The organism is Arthrobacter sp. BF1, assembly GCF_056680215.1.
Window position 1 is genome coordinate 3,336,411 of record NZ_CM155271.1, and the last position, 19,386, is coordinate 3,355,796.

Genomic DNA, 19,386 nt, shown 5'->3' on the forward strand with positions numbered 1-19,386 from the left:
GGCTCTGAATACCGGCGCGGTCTACTGGCGGGCTCAGCTGGCGTGGGCTGCCAGCAGTGAGCTGGCTTCCTGGCGGGTGCTGCCGGAGGATTCGATGTGGGCGAGTTCGGCGGGGATTTCCCAGCCCTTCTTGCGCATGGCGGTGGCCCAGAGCCGGCCGGCACGGTAGGAGGACCGGACCAACGGGCCACTCATGACGCCAAGGAACCCGAGCTCTGTTGCCTCGTCCTGCAGGTCCACGAACTCCTGCGGCTTGACCCAGCGGTCCACCGGCAGGTGCCGCTCGGACGGGCGCAGGTACTGGGTGATGGTGATCAGGTCACAGCCGGCCTCGTGCAGGTCCCGGAGCGCCTCGGAGATCTCCTCGCGGGTCTCGCCCATGCCCAGGATCAGGTTGGACTTGGTCACCATGCCCAGGGCCCGGCCCTGGGTGATGACATCCAGGGACCGCTCGTACCGGAACGCCGGCCGGATCCGCTTGAAAATCCTAGGCACGGTCTCGACATTGTGCGCGAAGACCTCGGGCTTGGAATCGCAGATCGCCGCGATGTGCTCGGGCTTGCCGGAGAAGTCCGGGATCAGCAGTTCCACCCCGGTGCCGGGGTTCAGCTCGTGGATCTTCCGGACCGTCTCGGCGTACAGCCAGACACCCTCATCGGCGAGGTCATCACGGGCCACCCCGGTGACGGTGGCGTAGCGCAGCTGCATGGCCTGGACACTCCGGGCCACCTTGGTGGGTTCGAACATGTCCACCGGGGACGGCTTGCCGGTATCGATCTGGCAGAAATCACAGCGCCGGGTGCATTCGGAGCCGCCGATCAGGAACGTGGCTTCCTTGTCTTCCCAGCACTCGAAAATGTTCGGGCAGCCGGCCTCTTCACACACCGTGTGCAGGCCTTCCTTTTTGACGAGGTTCTTGAGCTGGACGTACTCAGGACCCATCTGGACCTTGGCCTTGATCCACTCCGGCTTCCGCTCCACGGGTACAGCGGAGTTACGCTGCTCAACGCGCAGCAGCTTCCGGCCTTCTGGTGCCAATGTCATCAGTACTCTTTCCTTAGCATTCCACTACGTTGACGGCGAGGCCGCCCATGGCTGTTTCCTTGTACTTGGAGCTCATGTCCCTGCCGGTTTCCCGCATGGTCACAATCACCTCGTCCAGCGACACCCGGTGGGTGCCATCCCCCCAGAGCGCCATCTTTGCCGCGTTGATGGCCTTCGCCGCCGCGATCGCGTTCCGCTCGATGCAGGGAACCTGCACCAGGCCGCCGATCGGATCACACGTCAGGCCCAGGTTGTGTTCCATCGCGATTTCCGCGGCGTTTTCCACCTGCTGCGGTGTGCCGCCCATGACCTCCGCGAGCCCTGCCGCCGCCATTGACGACGCCGAGCCCACCTCGCCCTGGCAGCCCACCTCGGCGCCCGAAATGGACGCCTGTTCCTTGTAAAGCACCCCGACGGCACCGGCCGTGAGCAGGAACTTGACCACAACGTCGTCGCGGTCTTCCTGCGTGGCCTTGTCCATCCCGGGTGCGAAATGCAGTGCGTAATACAGGACCGCGGGGATGATGCCGGCCGCGCCGTTCGTCGGGGCGGTGACCACGCGGCCGCCGGACGCGTTCTCCTCGTTGACCGCCAGGGCGATCAGGTTCACCCATTCCTGCCAATACTTCGGGTCCCGGTCCTTGTCCTCCTTCAGGAGGCGTTCATGCCAATCAGGCGCACGACGGCGGACCTTCAGTCCCCCGGGCAGCAGCCCCTCGCGCTTGAGGCTTACTTCCACGCACTCCTCCATGACGGAGTAAATGTGCAGCAGCCCTTCGCGGATCTCCGCCTCGGTGCGGGAGGCGCGTTCGTTGACGAACATGACATCCCCCATGGAGAGGCCCTTCGACTGGCAGCGGCCCAGCAACTCCGCAGCCGTCCGGAACGGCAGCGGGAGCTCCTTCTTGGACTCGTCGAGTTCCTTCAGGGCCGCGTCCTCTTCGCCTTCGCGGACAATGAAGCCGCCGCCCACGGAGAAGAACGTGGCCTTGTGCAGTTCCTCGCCGTCTTTGTCGCTGACGGTGAAGGTCATGCCGTTGGTGTGCCGCGGCAGGATGGTCAGCGGGCGAAGGATGATGTCCTTGACGCCGTAGGGAAGCTGGATGCCTCCGCCTTCACCGGCGCCGGCCAGCTGCAGCATGCCCGTCTCGGCGATGGCGGCGAGCCGCTCCTCCACCTCGGCCGGCAGAATCCTTTCGGGGTGGAACCCCTCAAGACCCAGCAGGATGGCCGTCATGGTGCCATGGCCGTGGCCCGTTGCGGCGAGTGACCCGTACAGGTCAACCCGCAGCCCGGCAACCTTGTCCAGGACGCCGGCCCCCCGGAGCTCCTCGGCAAACACCGCAGCAGCCCGCATGGGACCCACCGTGTGCGAGCTCGAAGGCCCGATCCCGACGGAGAACAAATCAAAGACTCCAACGGCCATGATGACTTCCTAACTAAAAGTTCTGTACCGAGAGCGCAGTTCGCGCTGGTGTTCTTGTGGAACACTGCCGCGAACTGCACTCTCGATGCGAAGGTGGGGCTAGAGCCCCGGGTACAGCGGGTGGGCTGAAGCGAGTGCTTCGACCCGGTGACGCAGACCGGAAAGGTCCGCGTCGGCGTCGGCAATCAATGCCTCGGCGATGATGTCCGCAACTTCACGGAACGCTGCCTCGCCGAAACCACGGGTGGCCAGGGCGGGGGTGCCGATCCGGAGACCGGAGGTGACCATCGGCGGGCGCGGATCGAACGGCACGGCGTTGCGGTTGACGGTGATGTCAATCGCGGCCAGGCGGTCCTCGGCCTGCTGGCCGTCGAGCTCGCAGTTGCGCAGGTCAACCAGGACCAGGTGGACGTCGGTGCCGCCGGAGATCACGGAGATTCCCTTGGCGGTGACGTCCGGCTGGACCAGGCGGTCGGCCAGGATGCTGGCGCCGGCGAGGACGCGCTCCTGGCGCTCCTTGAACTCGGGCGTGGCCGCGATCTTGAAGGCCACGGCCTTGCCGGCGATGACGTGCTCCAGCGGGCCGCCCTGCTGGCCGGGGAAGACAGCCGAGTTGATCTTCTTGGCGATCGCGGGATCGTTGGACAGGATGATGCCGCCGCGCGGACCGGCGAGGGTCTTGTGCGTGGTGGAGGTTACAACGTGGGCGTGCGGCACCGGGCTCGGGTGCAGGCCGGCTGCCACCAGGCCGGCGAAGTGCGCCATGTCCACCATCAGGTAAGCGCCCACCAGATCGGCGATCCGGCGGAACTCGGCGAAGTCGAGCTGGCGGGCGTAAGCCGACCAGCCCGCAACGATCAGCTGCGGCTTGGTCTCCAGTGCCAGGCGCTCCACCTCGGCCATGTCAATGGTGTGGGTGTCTTCGCGGACCTGGTACGGGACCACGTTGTAGAGCTTGCCGGAGAAGTTGATCTTCATGCCGTGGGTCAGGTGGCCGCCGTGGGCCAGGTTCAGGCCCATGATGGTATCGCCCGGCTTGATCAGCGCGTGCATGACCGAGGCGTTGGCCTGTGCACCGGAGTGCGGCTGCACGTTGGCGAACTCGGCGCCGAACAGTGCCTTGACGCGGTCGATGGCCAGCTGCTCGATGACGTCCACGTGCTCGCAGCCACCGTAGTAGCGCTTGCCCGGGTAGCCCTCGGCGTACTTGTTGGTCAGGACGGAGCCCTGCGCCTGCATCACGGCGACGGCGGTGTGGTTCTCGGAGGCGATCATCTCCAGGCCGTCACGTTGGCGGCCCAGTTCGGCGTCGATCTTGACGGCGATTTCCGGGTCCAGCGTGCTAAGGTCCGCGTCCAGGGACGGGGAAACTACCTGCTCGAACGTGGCTTCCGTTGTTGCGGTCACAGTTCGCCGCCGTTGGCTTCGGCGTATTCCTGCGCGGACAGCAGCGGGCCCTTTTCGGTGACGGTGACCTTGAACAGCCAGCCGGCACCGTACGGATCGTTGTTGATCAGTGCGGGATCGGCGACGGCTTCGTCATTGATTTCCGTGACCTCGCCGGTGACCGGTGAGTACAGGTCCGAGACGGACTTGGTGGACTCGATCTCGCCACAGGTCTCCCCCGCAGTAACGGCGGAGCCAACCTCGGGCAGGTCGACGTACACAATGTCGCCCAGCGCCTCGGCGGCAACAGCGGACACGCCAATCACGGCAGGACCGTCGCCGTCAGCGGCGATCCACTCGTGCTCAGCGGAGTACTTCAGTTCAGCGGCAACCTTAGCCATGTTGTGTTTCCTTAAGTTTGGAGTTCAAAGAGTGAGAGAGCGTTCGCCCAAACACCACATCAAGTGAGAGAGCGTCCGGTCAAAACGTGCATTAAGTGAGAGAGCGTTTGGCCCCTTCGGATCCGGCCTCCGGCAGCATGCGTCTAAGGGAGCGTCACGTCCGCTCAGCGGGCGTCTTCGCGACCGAGCATGCAGAGGAGGCCGGACCCGACGGGCACCGGAAGGTCCAGGTTACTTTTGGCGCTTGTAGAACGGGAGGGCGATGACCTCGAACGGCTCTGCCTTGCCGCGCAGGTCGACGTCCAGGGCGGTGCCCAGTTCGGCGTGCTCGATGTCGACATAGGCCAGTGCAACAGGGTACCCGAGGGTGGGGCTGGGCTGGCCGGAGGTGACTTCACCCACGACGTTGCCGTCCTTGAGGACCGGGTAGCCGCCACGGCCGGCGCGGCGGCCGAGTCCCTTCAGGCCCACGAGCTTGCGCTTGGAACCGGCAGCTTTGGAAGCCTCGAGGGCGGAGCGGCCCACGAAGTCGCCTTCCTTGGACTTGAGCGCCACAACGGGGCCCAGGCCGGCGTCGAACGGTGAACGCTCGAGGGAAAGCTCGTTGCCGTACAGCGGCATGCCGGCTTCCAGGCGGAGCGAGTCGCGGGATGCGAGGCCGCACGGGATGATGCCGAATTCCTCGCCGGCTTCAGCCACCTTGGCCCACAGGTCAGCGGCGTCGGCGTTCGGGATGAACAGTTCGAAGCCGTCTTCGCCGGTGTAGCCGGTGCGGGCCAGGATGACGTCATGGCCGGCAATAGTGAGCTCGTTGAACGCGTAGTACTTCAGGTCCGTGACCAGTGCGTGCTGGGCCTCATCGGTCAGCTTCAGCAGGATGGCCTCGGCCTTGGGACCCTGGACGGCGATCAGCGAGGTTTCCGCGGAGGCGTCCTCCACCTTGACATCGAAGTCCGCTGCGCGTTCTGCCAGGGCAGCGGCGACGGTGGGGGCGTTGCCCGCGTTGGGGACCACGAGGTACTTCTCGTCACCGAAACGGTAGACGATGAGGTCATCGATGATGCCGCCGTCGGCGTTGCAGATCAGCGAGTACTTGGCCTTGCCGTCGGCGATGGCGGAGAGCTTGCCCACCAGGGCGTAGTCCAGGAACGTGCCGGCCGCGAGGCCGGTGACCCAGACTTCGCCCATGTGGGAGAGGTCGAACAGGCCGGCAGCCTTGCGCACCGCGTGGTGCTCGGCCAGCTCGGAGCTGTACTTCAGGGGCATCTGCCAGCCACCGAAATCGGTGAAGGAGGCGCCGAGTTTCTTGTGCTCTTCGTAGAGAGCGGTGTACTTCTCAGTCATGATCGGAATCCCTTAGTCTTCGAATTCGGACAGCGGCGGGCAGGAGCAGATGAGGTTGCGGTCTCCGCCGGCGCCGTCGATGCGGCCCACGGGGGCGAAGTACTTGTCCTGCTTGAGGTGGTGGACGGGGAAGACGGCCTGTTCACGGCTGTAGCTGCGGTCCCAGTTGGAATTTACGACGGCGGACGCGGTGTGGGGTGCGTGGCGCAGCATGCTGTCCTCCACGGTGAAGTCGCCGTTGGCGACCTGGTCGATTTCCTTGCGGATGGTGATCATCGCATCGATGAACCGGTCAATCTCGGCCAGGTCCTCGGACTCGGTGGGCTCCACCATCAGGGTCCCCGCCACCGGGAACGCCAGGGTGGGGGCGTGGAAACCGTAATCGATCAGGCGCTTGGCCACATCCTCGGCCGTGACCCCGGTCTTCGCGGTCAGCTCGCGCAGGTCCAGGATGCACTCGTGCGCCACCAGACCTCCCTCACCGGTGTACAGGACCGGGAAGTACTCGTTCAGCCGGGCGGCGACATAGTTCGCCGCCAGGAGCGCGCTCTTGGTGGCTTCCTTCAGGCCTTCGGCGCCCATGAGCTTGACGTAGGCCCAGGAGATGGGGAGGACACCGGCGGAACCGAAGTTCGAGGCCGAAATGGCCACGCCGTGACCTTCTTCATGGGCTGCCTTGTTTGCGTCCCCGGGCATAAACGGTGCCAGGTGGGCCTTGGCCGCGACCGGGCCAACGCCGGGTCCGCCGCCGCCGTGCGGGATGCAGAAGGTCTTGTGCAGGTTCAGGTGCGAGACGTCGCCGCCGAACTTGCCCGGCTGCGCCAGGCCAACGAGGGCGTTGAGGTTGGCGCCGTCGACGTAGACCTGGCCGCCCGCGGCGTGAACCGCCTCGCAGATGTCGGTGACGTCGGCGTCGTACACGCCGTGGGTGGAGGGGTAGGTGATCATGATCGCCGAGAGGGCGTCCTTGTTCGCCTCGATCTTCGCGGACAGGTCCGTGTGATCGATCGTGCCGTCCGCAGCGGTCGCGACCACAACGACCTTCATGCCCGCCAGGACGGCGGAGGCGGCGTTGGTGCCGTGCGCGGAGGCCGGGATCAGGCAGACGTTGCGCTGGGTGTCGCCGTTGGCGCGGTGGTAGCCGCGGATCGCGAGGAGGCCCGCGAGCTCACCCTGGGACCCTGCGTTCGGCTGCAGGGAGACCTGGTCGTAGCCGGTGATCTCGGCGAGGTCATCCTCCAGGCCCTTGATCAGTTCGCGCCAGCCCACGGTCTGGGACTCCGGGGCGAACGGGTGGATCGAGGCGAACTCCGGCCAGGAAATCGCTTCCATCTCGGCGGTCGCGTTCAGCTTCATGGTGCAGGAGCCCAGCGGGATCATGGTGCGGTCCAGGGCGAGGTCCCGGTCACTGAGCTTGCGGATGTAGCGCAGCAGCTGGGTTTCGGAACGGTGGGTGTTGAAGACCGGGTGCTGCATGAAATCGGACGTGCGGAGCACGTCGGCGGGCAGGTCGAAGCCCTTGGCCTCGACCACGGGGCCGGCACCGAAGGCGACGGCCACCGCGGACAGGACCTCCGCCGTCGTGGTTTCATCCACGGACACGCCGATGGTGTCCTCGTCGATGTGGCGCAGGTTGATCCCGCGTGCTTCGGCGGCGGCAATGACCTTGCCGGCCTTGCCCGGAACGCTCACGGTGAGGGTGTCGAAGAAGGTCTCGGCGGCCAGCTCGCGGCCCGCGGCCTGCAGCGTGGTGGCGAGGGTGCGGGCGTGGGTGTTGACGCGCTCGGCGATCGCCTTCAGCCCGTCCGGGCCGTGGTAGACGGCGTAGAAGGAGGACACGATGGCGAGCAGGGCCTGCGCGGTGCAGATGTTGGACGTGGCCTTTTCGCGGCGGATGTGCTGCTCACGGGTCTGCAGCGCCAGACGGTAGGCGGGCAGGCCGGCGTCGTCCTTGGACACTCCGACGAGGCGGCCGGGCATGGACCGCTCCAGGCCCTTGGCAACGGCCATGTAGGCAGCGTGCGGGCCGCCGAAGAACAGCGGCACACCGAACCGCTGGGTGGAGCCGACGGCGATGTCGGCGCCCTGCTCACCGGGAGGGGTGATCAGGGTCAGGGCCAGCAGGTCAGCGGCGACAGTCACGAGCGCGCCGCGTTCCTTGGCTTCCTTGATGACGTCGGCGTGGTTGAACACCCGGCCGGAGACGCCGGGCTGCTGCAGGACGATGCCGTTGATGACACCCTCGGGCAGGCCCTTGGACAGGTCGGCGACCTCCACCTCGAAGCCCAGGGCCTCGGCGCGGCCCTTGACCACTGCGATGGTCTGCGGCATGACGTCGGAGTCCAGGACGGTCTTGCCGTCATGGGCGGCCTTGTTCTTGTTGGCGCGGCGCATCATGAGGACGGCCTCGGCCACGGCGGTGGCTTCATCCAACAGGGAGGCGTTCGCGATGGGCAGGCCAACGAGGTCCTGGACCATGGTCTGGAAGTTCAGAAGCGCTTCGAGCCGGCCCTGGGAAATCTCGGGCTGGTACGGCGTGTACGCGGTGTACCAGGCCGGTGCCTCGAGGATGTTGCGGCGGATCACGGCGGGGGTGATCGTGTCGTAGTAACCCTGGCCGATCATCTGCACGGCCATCTTGTTCTTGCCGGCGAGCTTGCGCAGCTCAGCCAGCACCTCAACCTCGCTCAGCGCGTCCTTAAGGGCAAGCGGCTTGGCCTGGCGGATGGAATCCGGGACGGCAACGTCAACGAGGCCGTCAACGCTGTCGTAGCCGACGGCTTTGAGCATGGTGTCGATGTCGGCCTGGCGGCGGGCACCGATATGCCGGTCGGCAAAGGTGGTGGGGGACGACTGAACGGTCATGAAAGGAACTCCATAATTCAGGTGGCGTCCGCTGGGTACGCCACATTGATTCGGGTTCCTCTCCGCTCTGTATTGGACCTGAGAGTTTCCGCTCCACCTGCTTTTACAGGATGGCGCTTGCACCGTCGGTGAGCCCGTTGCCGGACTGCTTTCCAGAGTTGCCTAACCGCGGCGGTACGTGGGCCTGAGAGATTCCCGGAGAGGATTTGCTCCTACGGCGCCTGCGTAACGAACTGGCAGGACTCTCCCGCCGCAGATCAAAAGCCGCGTCACATTAGTCCGTGACACGCCTCACAGCTTACCCGGAATCCGTTTCGCCTGCAATTTGGCGGCCGGGATGAACGTCACAGTCCCATCGATTGCTCCATAGCGGCCCCTTTGAGGAGTGATAACGCCCGTTACGTAGCAATCGATGCAATCCGGGTCACGCTCGGCCGTCGGTTTGAGAGGCGACTAAGCGTCGGTGCTCTTCCGCCGCCTTCTTTCGTTGTGCCGCAGCTGCAGGATGCGCGCTCCACCGGCGATAGCCACGAGGATCCCGCCTCCGACGGCAGCTATGAAGAAAGCCACACCTTGTGCGAGGCTGCCCTCCCAGCCGAGAAACCTGACTGCGACCATGTCCTGGTTCTGGATAAAGAAAATGATCAGGAGCACCAACACCACGAGGCTGACTGCCACCGCACTCCAGATAACTGCGGTCCGGGTTGTGCGGGTCCTGTCAGCTGCTCCCGTCGGAGCCGGAGAGGCAGGCGCGGTGGATTGGGCCGCCGGTTGGGACGGTGGGGTGGATTGGGCCGCGGGCTGAGGCGCTGTGGATTGGCCCGCGGGCTGGGAAGGTGGGGTGGGGGGCAAGTCTGAAGGTCGCAGCGGTTCTTGTGAGCTCATACCGCCATTGTCCCCCTCCATGGAGGGTATCGCGGCCAACCCGGCCGTTGACCCCAAGGGGATTCGGACGGTCAGGCCCGGGCCTCGGCGGCCAGCTGCTCGCCGTTGTAGTACTCAAGCTGCCAGCCGTCGTCGACGTGGTGGTGGGCGAGGTTGAGTACGGCGTTGTCGATGCTGTGCAGGGTGCGACCGATCGCGCGGCTCAGGCTCACCCGCAGGAGCGTGCCGTGGGCGACCACCAGCACACGGCGGCCGCGGAACTCCTCGGCCAGGGCTTCGAGCGCGGTCAGCCCGCGGACGGCGGCTTCCTCTTCACTTTCGGCGCCTTGGAAACCGCCGCGGATGCGCAGTGCCTCCAGGTCGGGACCTGCCTGCATGCCTTCCGCCAGACCGAAGCTGCGCTCGGTGAGCTCCGGGACGTGCCGGGCGACGCTGAGCCCGAGTCCCTCCGCAATCAGGTTGGCCGTTTCCGCGGCGCGGCTGAGCGGCGAGGACACCACGGTGTCCCACTCGTGGCCGGAAAGATTGGCGACGGCGTCGCGCGCCTGTCCGCGGCCGACGTCGTTCAGTGGAATGTCAGTGGCTCCCTGGAGCCGGCGCTCGGCGTTCCAGTCAGTCTGGCCATGGCGGACGAGTGCAAACGTCGTGAGGGTCATACCTTCCATTGTCCCCGACGGCGGGAGGGTGCCCACACAGCGGGGACACGGCAGGAGGAACCGCGAGTTGCATCAGCTGCCGCGGGTCGCAGATCCCGACAGCGCATCGATCAGTTTGAGCCCCCGCTTACCCCACTCGATTTCCGTCTCCGCACGAGCGATCAGGCCTTCATAGGTGAAGACCTTGTATTCAATGGTTCGCCGGCGGTCAGCTTCCGGGGTGGCAGCCAAGCGTTTGCTCAACATCTCATTTGTTCCTGCCCGCAATTGGGCAATCATCTCCGCCCATTGGTCGCGACGCATCGTGTGATAGTCAATGTGGGCCTGCATGTGCTCCCGCGCTGCGCTGGGTTCCGTCCACTCAAGGTAGGCAGCCTTCAGGTGCACGGGATCACGCTCACGGGAATACTCCACGGGCTCGTGCATCCACGCCCGGAACGCGGCCCGGCCGTCGTCGGTAATCCGGTACTGCGTCTTCTTGCCGCGGGGGCCCCACGAAACCTCCTCCGCTTGCAGCAGCCCCTCCTTTGCCATCTTCCGCAGCTCCGGATAGATCTGCGAATCAGGGGCATGCCAGACGAAGGCAACCGAGGACTCAAATCGTTTTGCCAGGTCGTATCCGGTCATGGGCTCCACCGAAAGCAAAGCCAAAAGCGCGTAGCGAAGACTCACGGTAAATTCCCTTCCAAGCTCTTGCCAATAACTATATCGATAGATAGTGTGTGATCCAAGCCACCACTATGGACATAGATAGTTGAAGGTTCCCAAGAAAAATCTTCATGCGTCTGGCATGCCGCGTAAGAAACGCGGCCAGGCACCGGAAAGAGGTCAAAGATGACTGTGCTCCAGTCCAGCAGTTCCACCACCAACAAAGCCCTCGGCCACCCGCTGAATGCTTGGTATGTCGCCGCCTGGGACCACGAAGTGACCCGCAAGCCCATGGCGCGCAGGATTGCCGACCGCCCGCTGGCGCTGTACCGCACAGAGGACGGCAATGCCGTTGCGTTGGCGGACGCGTGCTGGCACCGCCTGGCGCCGTTGTCCATGGGGAAGACCGTTGGCAAGGACGGCATCCAGTGTCCGTACCACGGCATCGTCTACAACTCCGCGGGCCGCTGCGCGTCCATGCCGGCCCAGGAGAGCATTAACCCCTCGGCGACAGTCCCGTCCTTCCCTGTCGTGGAGCGCTATCGGTTTGTGTGGGTATGGCTGGGCGACCCGACCCAGGCGGACCCCGATCTAGTCCCCGATATGCACCAGATGGACAGCCTGGACTGGGCCGGCGACGGGGAGACCATTTTCGCTCCGTGCAATTACCAGCTGGTCCTGGACAACCTGATGGACCTTACCCATGAGGAATTTGTTCACGCCTCCAGCATTGGCCAGGAGGAGCTCAGCGAATCCGAGTTCGTGGTCACGCACGATGACCGTACGGTCACTGTGTCGCGGTGGATGCTCAACATCGACGCCCCACCGTTCTGGCTCAAGAACATGCGGGACAAGTTCCCCGGCTTCGAAGGCAAGGTGGACCGCTGGCAAATCATCCGTTTCGAGGCGCCCTCCACTATCCGCATTGACGTCGGCGTTGCCAAAGCCGGCACCGGCGCCCCCGACGGGGACCGCAGCCAAGGCGTCAACGGCTACGTCATGAATACGATCAGCCCGGAGACCGCCAAGACGTGCCACTACTTCTGGGCCTTCATGCGCAACTATTGCCTCGACAGCCAGCTCATCACCACGCAACTTCGCAATGGCGTGCACGGCGTGTTCGGTGAGGATGAAGCGATGTTGAAGGCCCAGCAGGAAGCCATCGACGCCAACCCGGATTACGAGTTCTACGGCCTGAATATCGACGCCGGTGGGATGTGGGTCCGCAGGCTGATCGAGCGGATGCTCCAGGCAGAGGGCCGCCTGGCAGCGGCACTCTGACCGGCTAAGGACTCGAGGAAAAAGACAATGGCAGCAACCAACAACGAAGTCTGGCAGTCGGCAACGGTCGTGGCCGTCGCGGATGTGGCCGCAGGTATCCGGCGCGTTGAACTGCAACCGTCAGCACCGAAGCATGCAGAGCCCGGATCGCACATCGACCTCATGGTCACCATCACCGGCGGGCAGGAGAAGCGCTCCTACTCAGTGGTTGAATCCATCGACGGCGGAACCCGCCTGGTCATCAGCGTCTTCAAGGCACCCGTTTCCCGGGGCGGGTCCGTCTTTATGCACTCGCTCACGCCAGGTGACACACTCCGCATCACGCAGCCCCTGCAGAACTTCCCGCTGCGGATCGGGGCAGAGCGGTACGTCCTGCTGGCTGGTGGCATCGGCATCACCGCGATCCTGAACATGGCGGCGGTACTTCGCAACGTCAAGGCGGACTACACCTTGGTCTACGCTGGCCGGACCCGGGCCGCGATGGCCTACCTGCAGGATCTGCAGGACCTTCATGGGGTCCGGCTGCAGGTCCAGGTCGATGACGAGGGAAGGGGCCTGGACGTGAACGCCCTGGTGGGTGGAATCGATCCGGGAACCGAACTCTATATGTGCGGACCTATCCGGCTGATGGATGCGGTCCGCCGCGGCTGGACCGAACGCGAACTGGCGCTGCCCGACTTGCGCTACGAAACGTTCGGAAACTCCGGCTGGTACGACCCGGAGGAGTTCCTCGTCCGCATTCCACGGCTGGGCATCGAAGCCAAAGTGGGGAAGGGCCGCTCCATGCTCGAGGCCCTCGAGGATGCCGGCGTGGACATGATGTTCGACTGCCGCAAGGGTGAGTGCGGTCTGTGCGAAGTCCGCATCCTGAACTTGAACGGCGCCGTCGACCACCGCGACGTTTTCTACAGCGAACGGCAGCAACATGCTGGAGAAAAAATGTGCTGCTGCGTCTCGCGGGCCGTCAGTTCCGCCACGGGTTCCCGTGCTGATGCCAACTCTTCAGGCTCGCCTGCGGTTGTCACCATCGACGTGTCCTAGACACCCCTGATTGGCCCCACCAGGGCTGCCCGCACCTCGTGCAGCCGTCTTCACCATTCGCTCCCGTCCGGGAGCCCCCAAGTTTCAAGGAACTCGCCATGGATCTACGTGAACGTATTGACACCTCGAAAATGTCGCCATACCAATGGGTAATCATCGGAATGTGCGTCCTGCTTAATGCCCTCGATGGCTTTGACGTACTGGCAATGGCCTTCACCGCCAACGGAGTCACCAAAGAGTTTGGCCTGACGGGCTCCGAACTGGGCGTCCTGCTCAGCGCGGGCCTGGTGGGCATGGCCGTCGGGTCCCTGGGCCTCGCCCCGCTGGCTGACGTCATCGGACGGCGCCCCATGATTATCGCCTCCGTCGGCACAGCGGGCGCAGGCATGCTGCTGGCGGCAACAGCCGGCAACATGGCACAGCTTGGCATCTGGCGGTTCCTGACCGGGCTGGGCGTGGGCTGCATTCTTGCCTGCACCAACGTCATCGCAAGCGAGTACTCCTCCAAAAAACGGCGCGGACTGAGCATCAGCATCTACACGGCCGGATACGGCATCGGGGCGACCCTTGGCGGCGCCGCAGCCGTTTACTTCCAAAGCCAGTACGGCTGGCGTTCAGTCTTCGTTTTCGGCGGCATCACTACCCTCAGCATCCTGGTGGTCCTGCTGTTCCTCCTGCCCGAATCCGTTGACTTCCTCGTTACGAAACGGCACCGCAAGGTGTTGGATCGCCTCAACCGGATTGCCCGCAAGACGGGACACCCCGAAGTCACTGCCCTCCAGGACGTCCAGGCCGCCGCCAAGCCAAAAGCCAACCCCATTTCCGACCTGCTGTCCCCCGCCAACCGGCGTTCCACACTTCTGCTCTGGGTGGCGTTCTTCACCACAATGTTCGGTTTCTACTTCGTCAACAGCTGGACCCCGCGCCTGCTGGTCACCGCAGGCATGACGGAAAGCCAGGGCGTTACCGGCGGCTTGATGCTCACCCTGGGCGGCATATTTGGCTCAGTCCTCTACGGCGTCCTCGCCACCAAATGGAACAGCAAAATCGTCCTGGTGGCATTCACCGTGCTCTCAGCCGTCATGATCGTCGTGTTCATTTCTTCCGCCTCTGTGATCGTGATCGCCTTGGGGGCAGGCGTCCTCGTGGGCCTGCTGATCAACGGCTGCATCGCCGGCCTCTACACGATCGCTCCTTCCCTCTACCCCGCGCCGGCGCGCAGCACAGGCGTCGGATGGGGCATCGGCATCGGGCGAATCGGAGCCATCATTGCCCCGCTGATCACCGGCGCCCTGCTGGATGCGTCCTGGTCCGCCGTACAGCTCTACCTCGCCGTCGGTGCTGTTGTGCTGATCAGCGCCGTCGCTGTCGGCATGATCCGCTCCAAAGAGCCTGCCAAGAGCGCGGCACCTGCGGAGGAACTCACCGGAGTCTGATCACACAACCTTGCGCTGGGCCCTCGACGCATCCACTTGCGTCGGGGGCCCCGCTCTCTTAAACGGGGCGCCTCTTTAAACGGCACCGCCGCGCCCGGTACCCCTTCCCCTTCGGCGGCAGGCGCGGCGCCGCCGTCGGACGCTATGTGTCCCGGCGCGGATCGCTTCCGACGAGGGGAACCACCGTCACCGAGCCGAGGTTGCGCAGCGAGCCGCGGGCCTTCGCTTCCAGGTCATGCGCGACGGCGGCGAACTCACCCAGGTGCGAACCGGCGGCGGCCGGGACGGTGATTTCCGCGTGCAGCCGGTGGCCGCTCCACCGCAGCCGCGAGGAACTTCCCTCCGGCGCGTTCTCGGCGACCAGTGCCGCAACCCGGTCCGTCAGGGAAGGATCGACGCCGTCCAGCAGCCGGCGGCCGACATCGCGGACAGTGCCCCACAGCAGCACGCCGATGGCCGCCGAAATAAGCAGTCCGACGATGGGATCGGCCAGCGGGAAGCCCAGCCAGATGCCGATGACGCCGGCGACAACGGCCAGCGACGTGAACCCGTCCGTCCGGGCGTGGATGCCGTCCGCCAGCAGGGCCGCCGACCCGATCCGGCGTCCCACACGGATCCGGTAAATGGCCACCAGCTCGTTGCCGGCGAAGCCCACCAGCCCTGCCGCCAACACCCAGCCGAGGTTGTGCACGGGCTGCGGCTCAAAGAAGCGGCGGATGGATTCGACGGCGGCAACCACCGCCGAAAGGGCGATCATGGCCACGATGAACAGGCCGGCCAGGTCCTCGGCCTTGCCCAGGCCGTAGGTGAATGTCCTGGAGGCCGGCCGGCGGCCGAGCACAAACGCGATCCAGAGCGGGACAGCGGTGAGTGCATCGGAGAAGTTGTGGACCGTATCTGCCAGTAGGGCCACGGATCCGCTGATCAGGACGATGACCAGCTGGAAGACGGATGTGGCGCCGAGGCCGAGCATGGAAATCTTGACGGCCCGGATTCCCTGCGCGCTGCTCTCCAGGGCATCGTCAACGGAGTCCGCGGAGTCGTGGGAATGCGGGACGAACAGTTCCTGGAGCCAGCCCTTAAAGCCGGTGGCGTGGTGGTGACCGTGGTCGTCGTGGCTGTGGTGTTCGTGGCCGTGGGGGTGGTCGTGACCGTGGCTGTGGTGCCCATCCTCCGCGTGGTGTTCGTGGCCGTGGTGCCCATCCTCCGTGGGGTGCTGGCCGCCGTCGGGAGTTTCCGGGTGGACGTGCCGGTGGTTGCCGGTATCGGCCTGCTTGTGGCTCATTCGCCGGCCTCCCTCGGCGAGTGGGAAGCCATGCCGTGGTTCGGGGCACTCCCCAGTGAATGCTCTGCCTGATGAACCGCGTCGGCCACCAACTGCCAGGCGTGGCCGTTTTGCAGGCGGTAGAAGACCTTGGTCCCCTCCTGGCGGGAGGAGACCAGCCGGGCCAGTCGCATTTTCGCGAGGTGTTGGGACACGGCGGCAGGCGATTTTCCGGCGATCTCTGCGAGCGCGTTCACCGGAAGATCGCCGTCACGGAGGGCCAGGATCAGCCGCACCCGGGTGGCGTCGGCCAGCATCGCGAAGACTTCCACGGCCAGTTCAACGTACTGGCTGTCCGGCGCGAGTTCATTAGCCTGCGTATCTGCATTCATACGCAGATACTGACACAGGGGCGCCTTGGATTCAACCCCGGCTACGTGCGCTCGTACACCAACGACGCGGGATCGGGACCGCCGGAGACTGGCACCCAGCCGTCCCGGGCTAGGTCCTGCTGCAGTTCAGCCAAGGCCGCGCCCATCCCAGGAGCCCACTCCTCCTGCGGCCGCTCCGGAGTGACAGACCGCGGCACGGGAAAAGTGGAGCTCTTGTAGCGCGTTTCTCCGTGGACTTGCCCCACAAAGCGCTGCTGGGTGCTTCCGTACTGGGATCCAAGGGTGGTCAGGATGCTCGCCCACCACGAGGTGCCGCCGATGTCTTCAAGGGCGATGGTGAGCAGTTCCCCGTCAGGCTTCATCGGACTGCGCCCCTGAACGCTCCGCGCGACCGCGAACGCAGCAGATCCGGCAAGCTCATTGGATACCCCTTCTTCAGCAGCCAGGCGAGACCGGCAGCAAGTACGGGATTGGGCAGGGTCCAGGTCCCCAATGGCGTGATGGCCAGCAAAAAGACGATGGCACCGCCCAGCCCCAGTTTCACGCGGCTTCCCCGGCTGAGTATCAAGAGGCCGAGGACCGTCTCGCCTACGGCTGCGAGGACCCCAATGACTTGGGGCGCCGGCGCGAAGACGTTTTGGAAGATCCAGCCGTAAACGGGAAGCAGTGGAGCATCCGCAAGCTTCATGAACTGATCCGGAGCCACGATGGTCAGCACGACATTGACGCCAACCGCCATGATGATGAAGAAGACGCCGACAAAAATCCGCGCTGCGGAGGGCCTGACGAGGCAGAACACTGAAACAACGATGCAGAAGATCAGCCACGGAATAAGCTACTCCATAGAACCAGACTCCTAGACTTCACGTTGAGGAACGCCGCTGGCGTTCGCTGATCAAACGTTGTTGATAGACAAGACTGACCTCCTCCCCGCCCCGCTGGACAGAGTCCAAAGACCCCGCCCCTTGCTGAAGGGGACATTTCCACCGAGCAAATACCCTTGACCGATATACCCCCTAGGGGTATGTTGGAGGTGTTGTCAGTGAAGTGGTATGTCCAGGCCGGTGCCCGCACCGCCATCACAGCCGTTCAACCCCAGCACCCATCACCACGTTGCGAAGGAAGAGACCTGACATGCCCGCATCCGGGAATGACTCCCACAACCAGCACCATCCCGGCGGGGTAGGCGTGCATGGCCACGACGAAGCCGGCCACGACGCCGCCCACGGCGTTGCCCACGGGGCCGATCACGGCACTGCGGGTCACGGCGAACATAACCACGGCGCCGACGACGACCACACCATGCACACTCACGGCCAGCACGCCGGCCACAGCACCGCCATGTTCAAGAACCGGTTCTGGCTCACCCTGGTCCTGTCCGTGCCGGTTGTGTACTTCAGCCCGATGGTGGGCCATCTGCTCGGCTACATGCCGCCGATGTTCCCCGGCTCGGAGTGGATCCCGCCCGTGTTGGGAACAGTCATTTTCCTCTACGGCGGCCAGCCGTTCCTCAAGGGCGGCGTCCAGGAGCTGAAGAGCCGCCAGCCCGGAATGATGCTGCTGATCGCCATGGCCATCACCGTGGCGTTTGCGGCGTCCTGGACCACCAGCCTGGGCATCGGCGGGTTCGACCTGGACTTCTGGTGGGAACTGGCCCTGCTGGTGGCCATCATGCTGCTGGGCCACTGGATTGAGATGCGTGCCCTCGGCTCGGCACAGGGCGCCCTGGATGCCCTCGCCGCGTTGCTGCCCGACGAGGCAGACCGCATTACCGACGCCGACACGGAGACCGTTCCCGTCTCGGAGCTCCGTGAGGGGGACATTGTCCTGGTCCGCTCCGGCGCGCGGCTGCCTGCCGACGGAACCGTCGTCGACGGCCAGGCGGAGGTGGACGAATCCATGATCACTGGCGAGTCCAAAACCGTTCCCCGCGCCCCGGGTGACGCGGTGGTGGCCGGCACGGTCGCGACCGACAACACCATCCGGGTCAGGGTGACGGCCGTCGGCGAAAACACCGCCCTTGCCGGAATCCAGCGCCTGGTTGCGGAAGCCCAGGCCTCGTCCTCGAAGGCACAGGCGCTGGCCGACCGCGCAGCGGCGTTCCTGTTCTACTTCGCCGCCGGCGCCGGCGTCATCACCTTCATTGTCTGGGCCCTCCTGGGCAGCGTCCCGGAAGCCGTCACCCGCACCGTCACCGTGCTGGTGATCGCCTGCCCGCACGCCCTGGGCCTGGCCATCCCGCTGGTCATCGCCATCTCCACCGAGCAGGCGGCCCGGGCAGGCGTCCTCATCAAGAACCGGATGGCCCTGGAACGCATGCGCACCATCGATGTGGTCCTCTTCGACAAGACCGGCACCCTGACCACCGGGGAACCGGATTTGAAGGACATCGCTTCCGTTGGGGGCGCAGATACTGACCGGCTGCTGGCGCTGGCCGCCGCCGTCGAGTCCGACAGCGAACACCCCGTGGCACGTGCCATCGTCCGTGCCGCGCGCCAGCGGAACCTGGCCATCCCCGCAGCCACCGGATTCAGCTCGCTAACCGGACGCGGCGTCCTCGCCAGCGTGGACGGACGCACCGTCCACATCGGCGGACCCGCGCTCCTGCGCGAGCTCGGCGTCGTCGAACCTGAAGAGCTGGCACGTTCCACGCGGGCATGGATGGACCGCGGCGCCGCCGTCCTGCACGTGCTCGACGGCGGCACTGTACTCGGGGCCGTCAGCCTCGAAGACGCCGTCCGGTCCGAATCCAGCCAGGCCGTGGCGGCACTGCAGAACCGCGGAATCAAGGTGGCCATGATCACCGGCGACGCCCACCAGGTGGCCCAGGCCGTGGCGGAGGAACTGCACATCGACGAGGTCTTCGCCGAAGTGCTCCCGGCGGACAAGGACAAGAAGGTCGCCGAACTCCAGGCCCGCGGGCTGAAGGTTGCCATGGTGGGCGACGGCGTCAACGATTCCCCTGCACTCGCGCGGGCTGAAGTGGGCATCGCCATCGGCGCGGGAACCGACGTCGCCATGGAATCGGCAGGCGTGGTCCTGGCCGGAAACGACCCCCGCGCGGTGCTGTCCATGGTTGATCTCTCCCGGGCCAGCTACCGGAAAATGTGGCAGAACCTGGTCTGGGCCACCGGTTACAACGTCCTGTCCGTCCCGCTTGCCGCGGGCGTCCTGGCCTTCGCCGGCGTGGTGCTCTCGCCCGCCGCGGGCGCGGTCCTGATGTCCGCCTCCACCATTGTGGTGGCACTCAACGCCCAGCTGCTGCGGCGCGTGAAACTTAACCCCTCCGAGGTTCGTTGAATCCCGGGAAGCTGATC

17 protein-coding genes and 1 riboswitch are annotated in these 19,386 nt (G+C 65.3%); of the genes, 4 read left to right on the forward strand and 13 right to left on the reverse strand.

Annotation, left to right across the window (positions count from 1 at the left end; genetic code table 11):
- Positions 1 to 33 precede the first annotated feature (33 nt).
- The 9 genes from lipA to AC1MCD_RS15725 form a co-directional block, all read right to left on the reverse strand.
- Positions 34 to 1,044 carry a lipoyl synthase gene (lipA, locus tag AC1MCD_RS15685; protein ID WP_191079664.1) on the reverse strand — a complete coding sequence of 337 codons (1,011 nt, stop codon included), beginning with the start codon at positions 1,042 to 1,044 and terminating at the stop codon, positions 34 to 36.
- Positions 1,045 to 1,057: 13 nt separating this feature from the next.
- Entirely contained in the window at positions 1,058 to 2,470 is a 1,413-nt protein-coding gene (locus tag AC1MCD_RS15690) for an L-serine ammonia-lyase (protein ID WP_498673174.1), read from the reverse strand.
- A gap of 99 nt (positions 2,471 to 2,569) precedes the next feature.
- Entirely contained in the window at positions 2,570 to 3,877 is a 1,308-nt protein-coding gene (glyA, locus tag AC1MCD_RS15695) for a serine hydroxymethyltransferase (RefSeq protein WP_498673175.1), read from the reverse strand.
- Positions 3,874 to 4,257, reverse strand: coding sequence for a glycine cleavage system protein GcvH (gcvH, locus tag AC1MCD_RS15700; protein WP_498673176.1), 384 nt, complete (start codon positions 4,255 to 4,257; stop codon positions 3,874 to 3,876). Before gcvH ends, glyA begins: the two co-directional genes overlap by 4 nt.
- Positions 4,258 to 4,488: 231 nt before the next feature.
- A complete protein-coding gene (gene gcvT / locus AC1MCD_RS15705; protein ID WP_498673177.1) occupies positions 4,489 to 5,601 on the reverse strand; it encodes a glycine cleavage system aminomethyltransferase GcvT in 1,113 nt (370 codons plus the stop codon).
- Between the two features lie 12 nt (positions 5,602 to 5,613).
- The gene (gcvP, locus tag AC1MCD_RS15710; RefSeq protein ID WP_498673178.1) at positions 5,614 to 8,466 is read right to left on the reverse strand and encodes an aminomethyl-transferring glycine dehydrogenase; all 2,853 of its coding nucleotides are present in this window, start codon (positions 8,464 to 8,466) and stop codon (positions 5,614 to 5,616) included.
- 162 nt (positions 8,467 to 8,628) lie between these two features.
- Positions 8,629 to 8,726, reverse strand: a riboswitch (glycine riboswitch).
- A 193-nt stretch (positions 8,727 to 8,919) separates the two neighbouring features.
- Positions 8,920 to 9,144 carry a LapA family protein gene (locus tag AC1MCD_RS15715; RefSeq protein ID WP_498673179.1) on the reverse strand — a complete coding sequence of 75 codons (225 nt, stop codon included), beginning with the start codon at positions 9,142 to 9,144 and terminating at the stop codon, positions 8,920 to 8,922.
- Between the two features lie 278 nt (positions 9,145 to 9,422).
- The gene (locus AC1MCD_RS15720; protein WP_498673180.1) at positions 9,423 to 10,007 is read right to left on the reverse strand and encodes a histidine phosphatase family protein; all 585 of its coding nucleotides are present in this window, start codon (positions 10,005 to 10,007) and stop codon (positions 9,423 to 9,425) included.
- 72 nt (positions 10,008 to 10,079) lie between these two features.
- Entirely contained in the window at positions 10,080 to 10,679 is a 600-nt protein-coding gene (locus tag AC1MCD_RS15725; RefSeq protein ID WP_498673181.1) for a PadR family transcriptional regulator, read from the reverse strand.
- A gap of 162 nt (positions 10,680 to 10,841) precedes the next feature.
- Here AC1MCD_RS15725 and AC1MCD_RS15730 point away from each other — a divergent pair, with 162 nt between their 5' ends.
- From AC1MCD_RS15730 to AC1MCD_RS15740, 3 genes are all read left to right on the forward strand, one after another.
- Positions 10,842 to 11,936 carry an aromatic ring-hydroxylating oxygenase subunit alpha gene (locus AC1MCD_RS15730; protein ID WP_498673182.1) on the forward strand — a complete coding sequence of 365 codons (1,095 nt, stop codon included), beginning with the start codon at positions 10,842 to 10,844 and terminating at the stop codon, positions 11,934 to 11,936.
- Between the two features lie 27 nt (positions 11,937 to 11,963).
- A complete protein-coding gene (locus AC1MCD_RS15735; RefSeq protein WP_498673183.1) occupies positions 11,964 to 12,977 on the forward strand; it encodes a PDR/VanB family oxidoreductase in 1,014 nt (337 codons plus the stop codon).
- 98 nt (positions 12,978 to 13,075) lie between these two features.
- Entirely contained in the window at positions 13,076 to 14,413 is a 1,338-nt protein-coding gene (locus AC1MCD_RS15740; protein ID WP_498673184.1) for an MFS transporter, read from the forward strand.
- 142 nt (positions 14,414 to 14,555) lie between these two features.
- Here AC1MCD_RS15740 and AC1MCD_RS15745 read toward each other — a convergent pair whose 3' ends face one another.
- The 4 genes from AC1MCD_RS15745 to AC1MCD_RS15760 are packed head-to-tail and all read right to left on the reverse strand — an operon-like array spanning position 14,556 to position 16,868.
- Positions 14,556 to 15,698 (reverse strand): cation diffusion facilitator family transporter, encoded by a 1,143-nt coding sequence (locus tag AC1MCD_RS15745; RefSeq protein WP_498673185.1) that lies wholly within the window; start codon positions 15,696 to 15,698, stop codon positions 14,556 to 14,558.
- Positions 15,695 to 16,069, reverse strand: coding sequence for an ArsR/SmtB family transcription factor (locus AC1MCD_RS15750; RefSeq protein ID WP_498673186.1), 375 nt, complete (start codon positions 16,067 to 16,069; stop codon positions 15,695 to 15,697). The genes AC1MCD_RS15745 and AC1MCD_RS15750 overlap by 4 nt, the downstream gene beginning before the upstream one ends.
- Before the next feature lie 41 nt (positions 16,070 to 16,110).
- Entirely contained in the window at positions 16,111 to 16,431 is a 321-nt protein-coding gene (locus tag AC1MCD_RS15755) for a hypothetical protein (protein ID WP_498673187.1), read from the reverse strand.
- On the reverse strand, positions 16,428 to 16,868 hold the full coding sequence (locus AC1MCD_RS15760; protein ID WP_498673188.1) for a hypothetical protein: 441 nt from the start codon (positions 16,866 to 16,868) through the stop codon (positions 16,428 to 16,430). Before AC1MCD_RS15760 ends, AC1MCD_RS15755 begins: the two co-directional genes overlap by 4 nt.
- A gap of 335 nt (positions 16,869 to 17,203) precedes the next feature.
- Between AC1MCD_RS15760 and AC1MCD_RS15765 the strand changes: the two genes are divergently transcribed.
- Positions 17,204 to 19,369 (forward strand): heavy metal translocating P-type ATPase, encoded by a 2,166-nt coding sequence (locus AC1MCD_RS15765; protein WP_498673189.1) that lies wholly within the window; start codon positions 17,204 to 17,206, stop codon positions 19,367 to 19,369.
- Positions 19,370 to 19,386 lie beyond the last annotated feature (17 nt).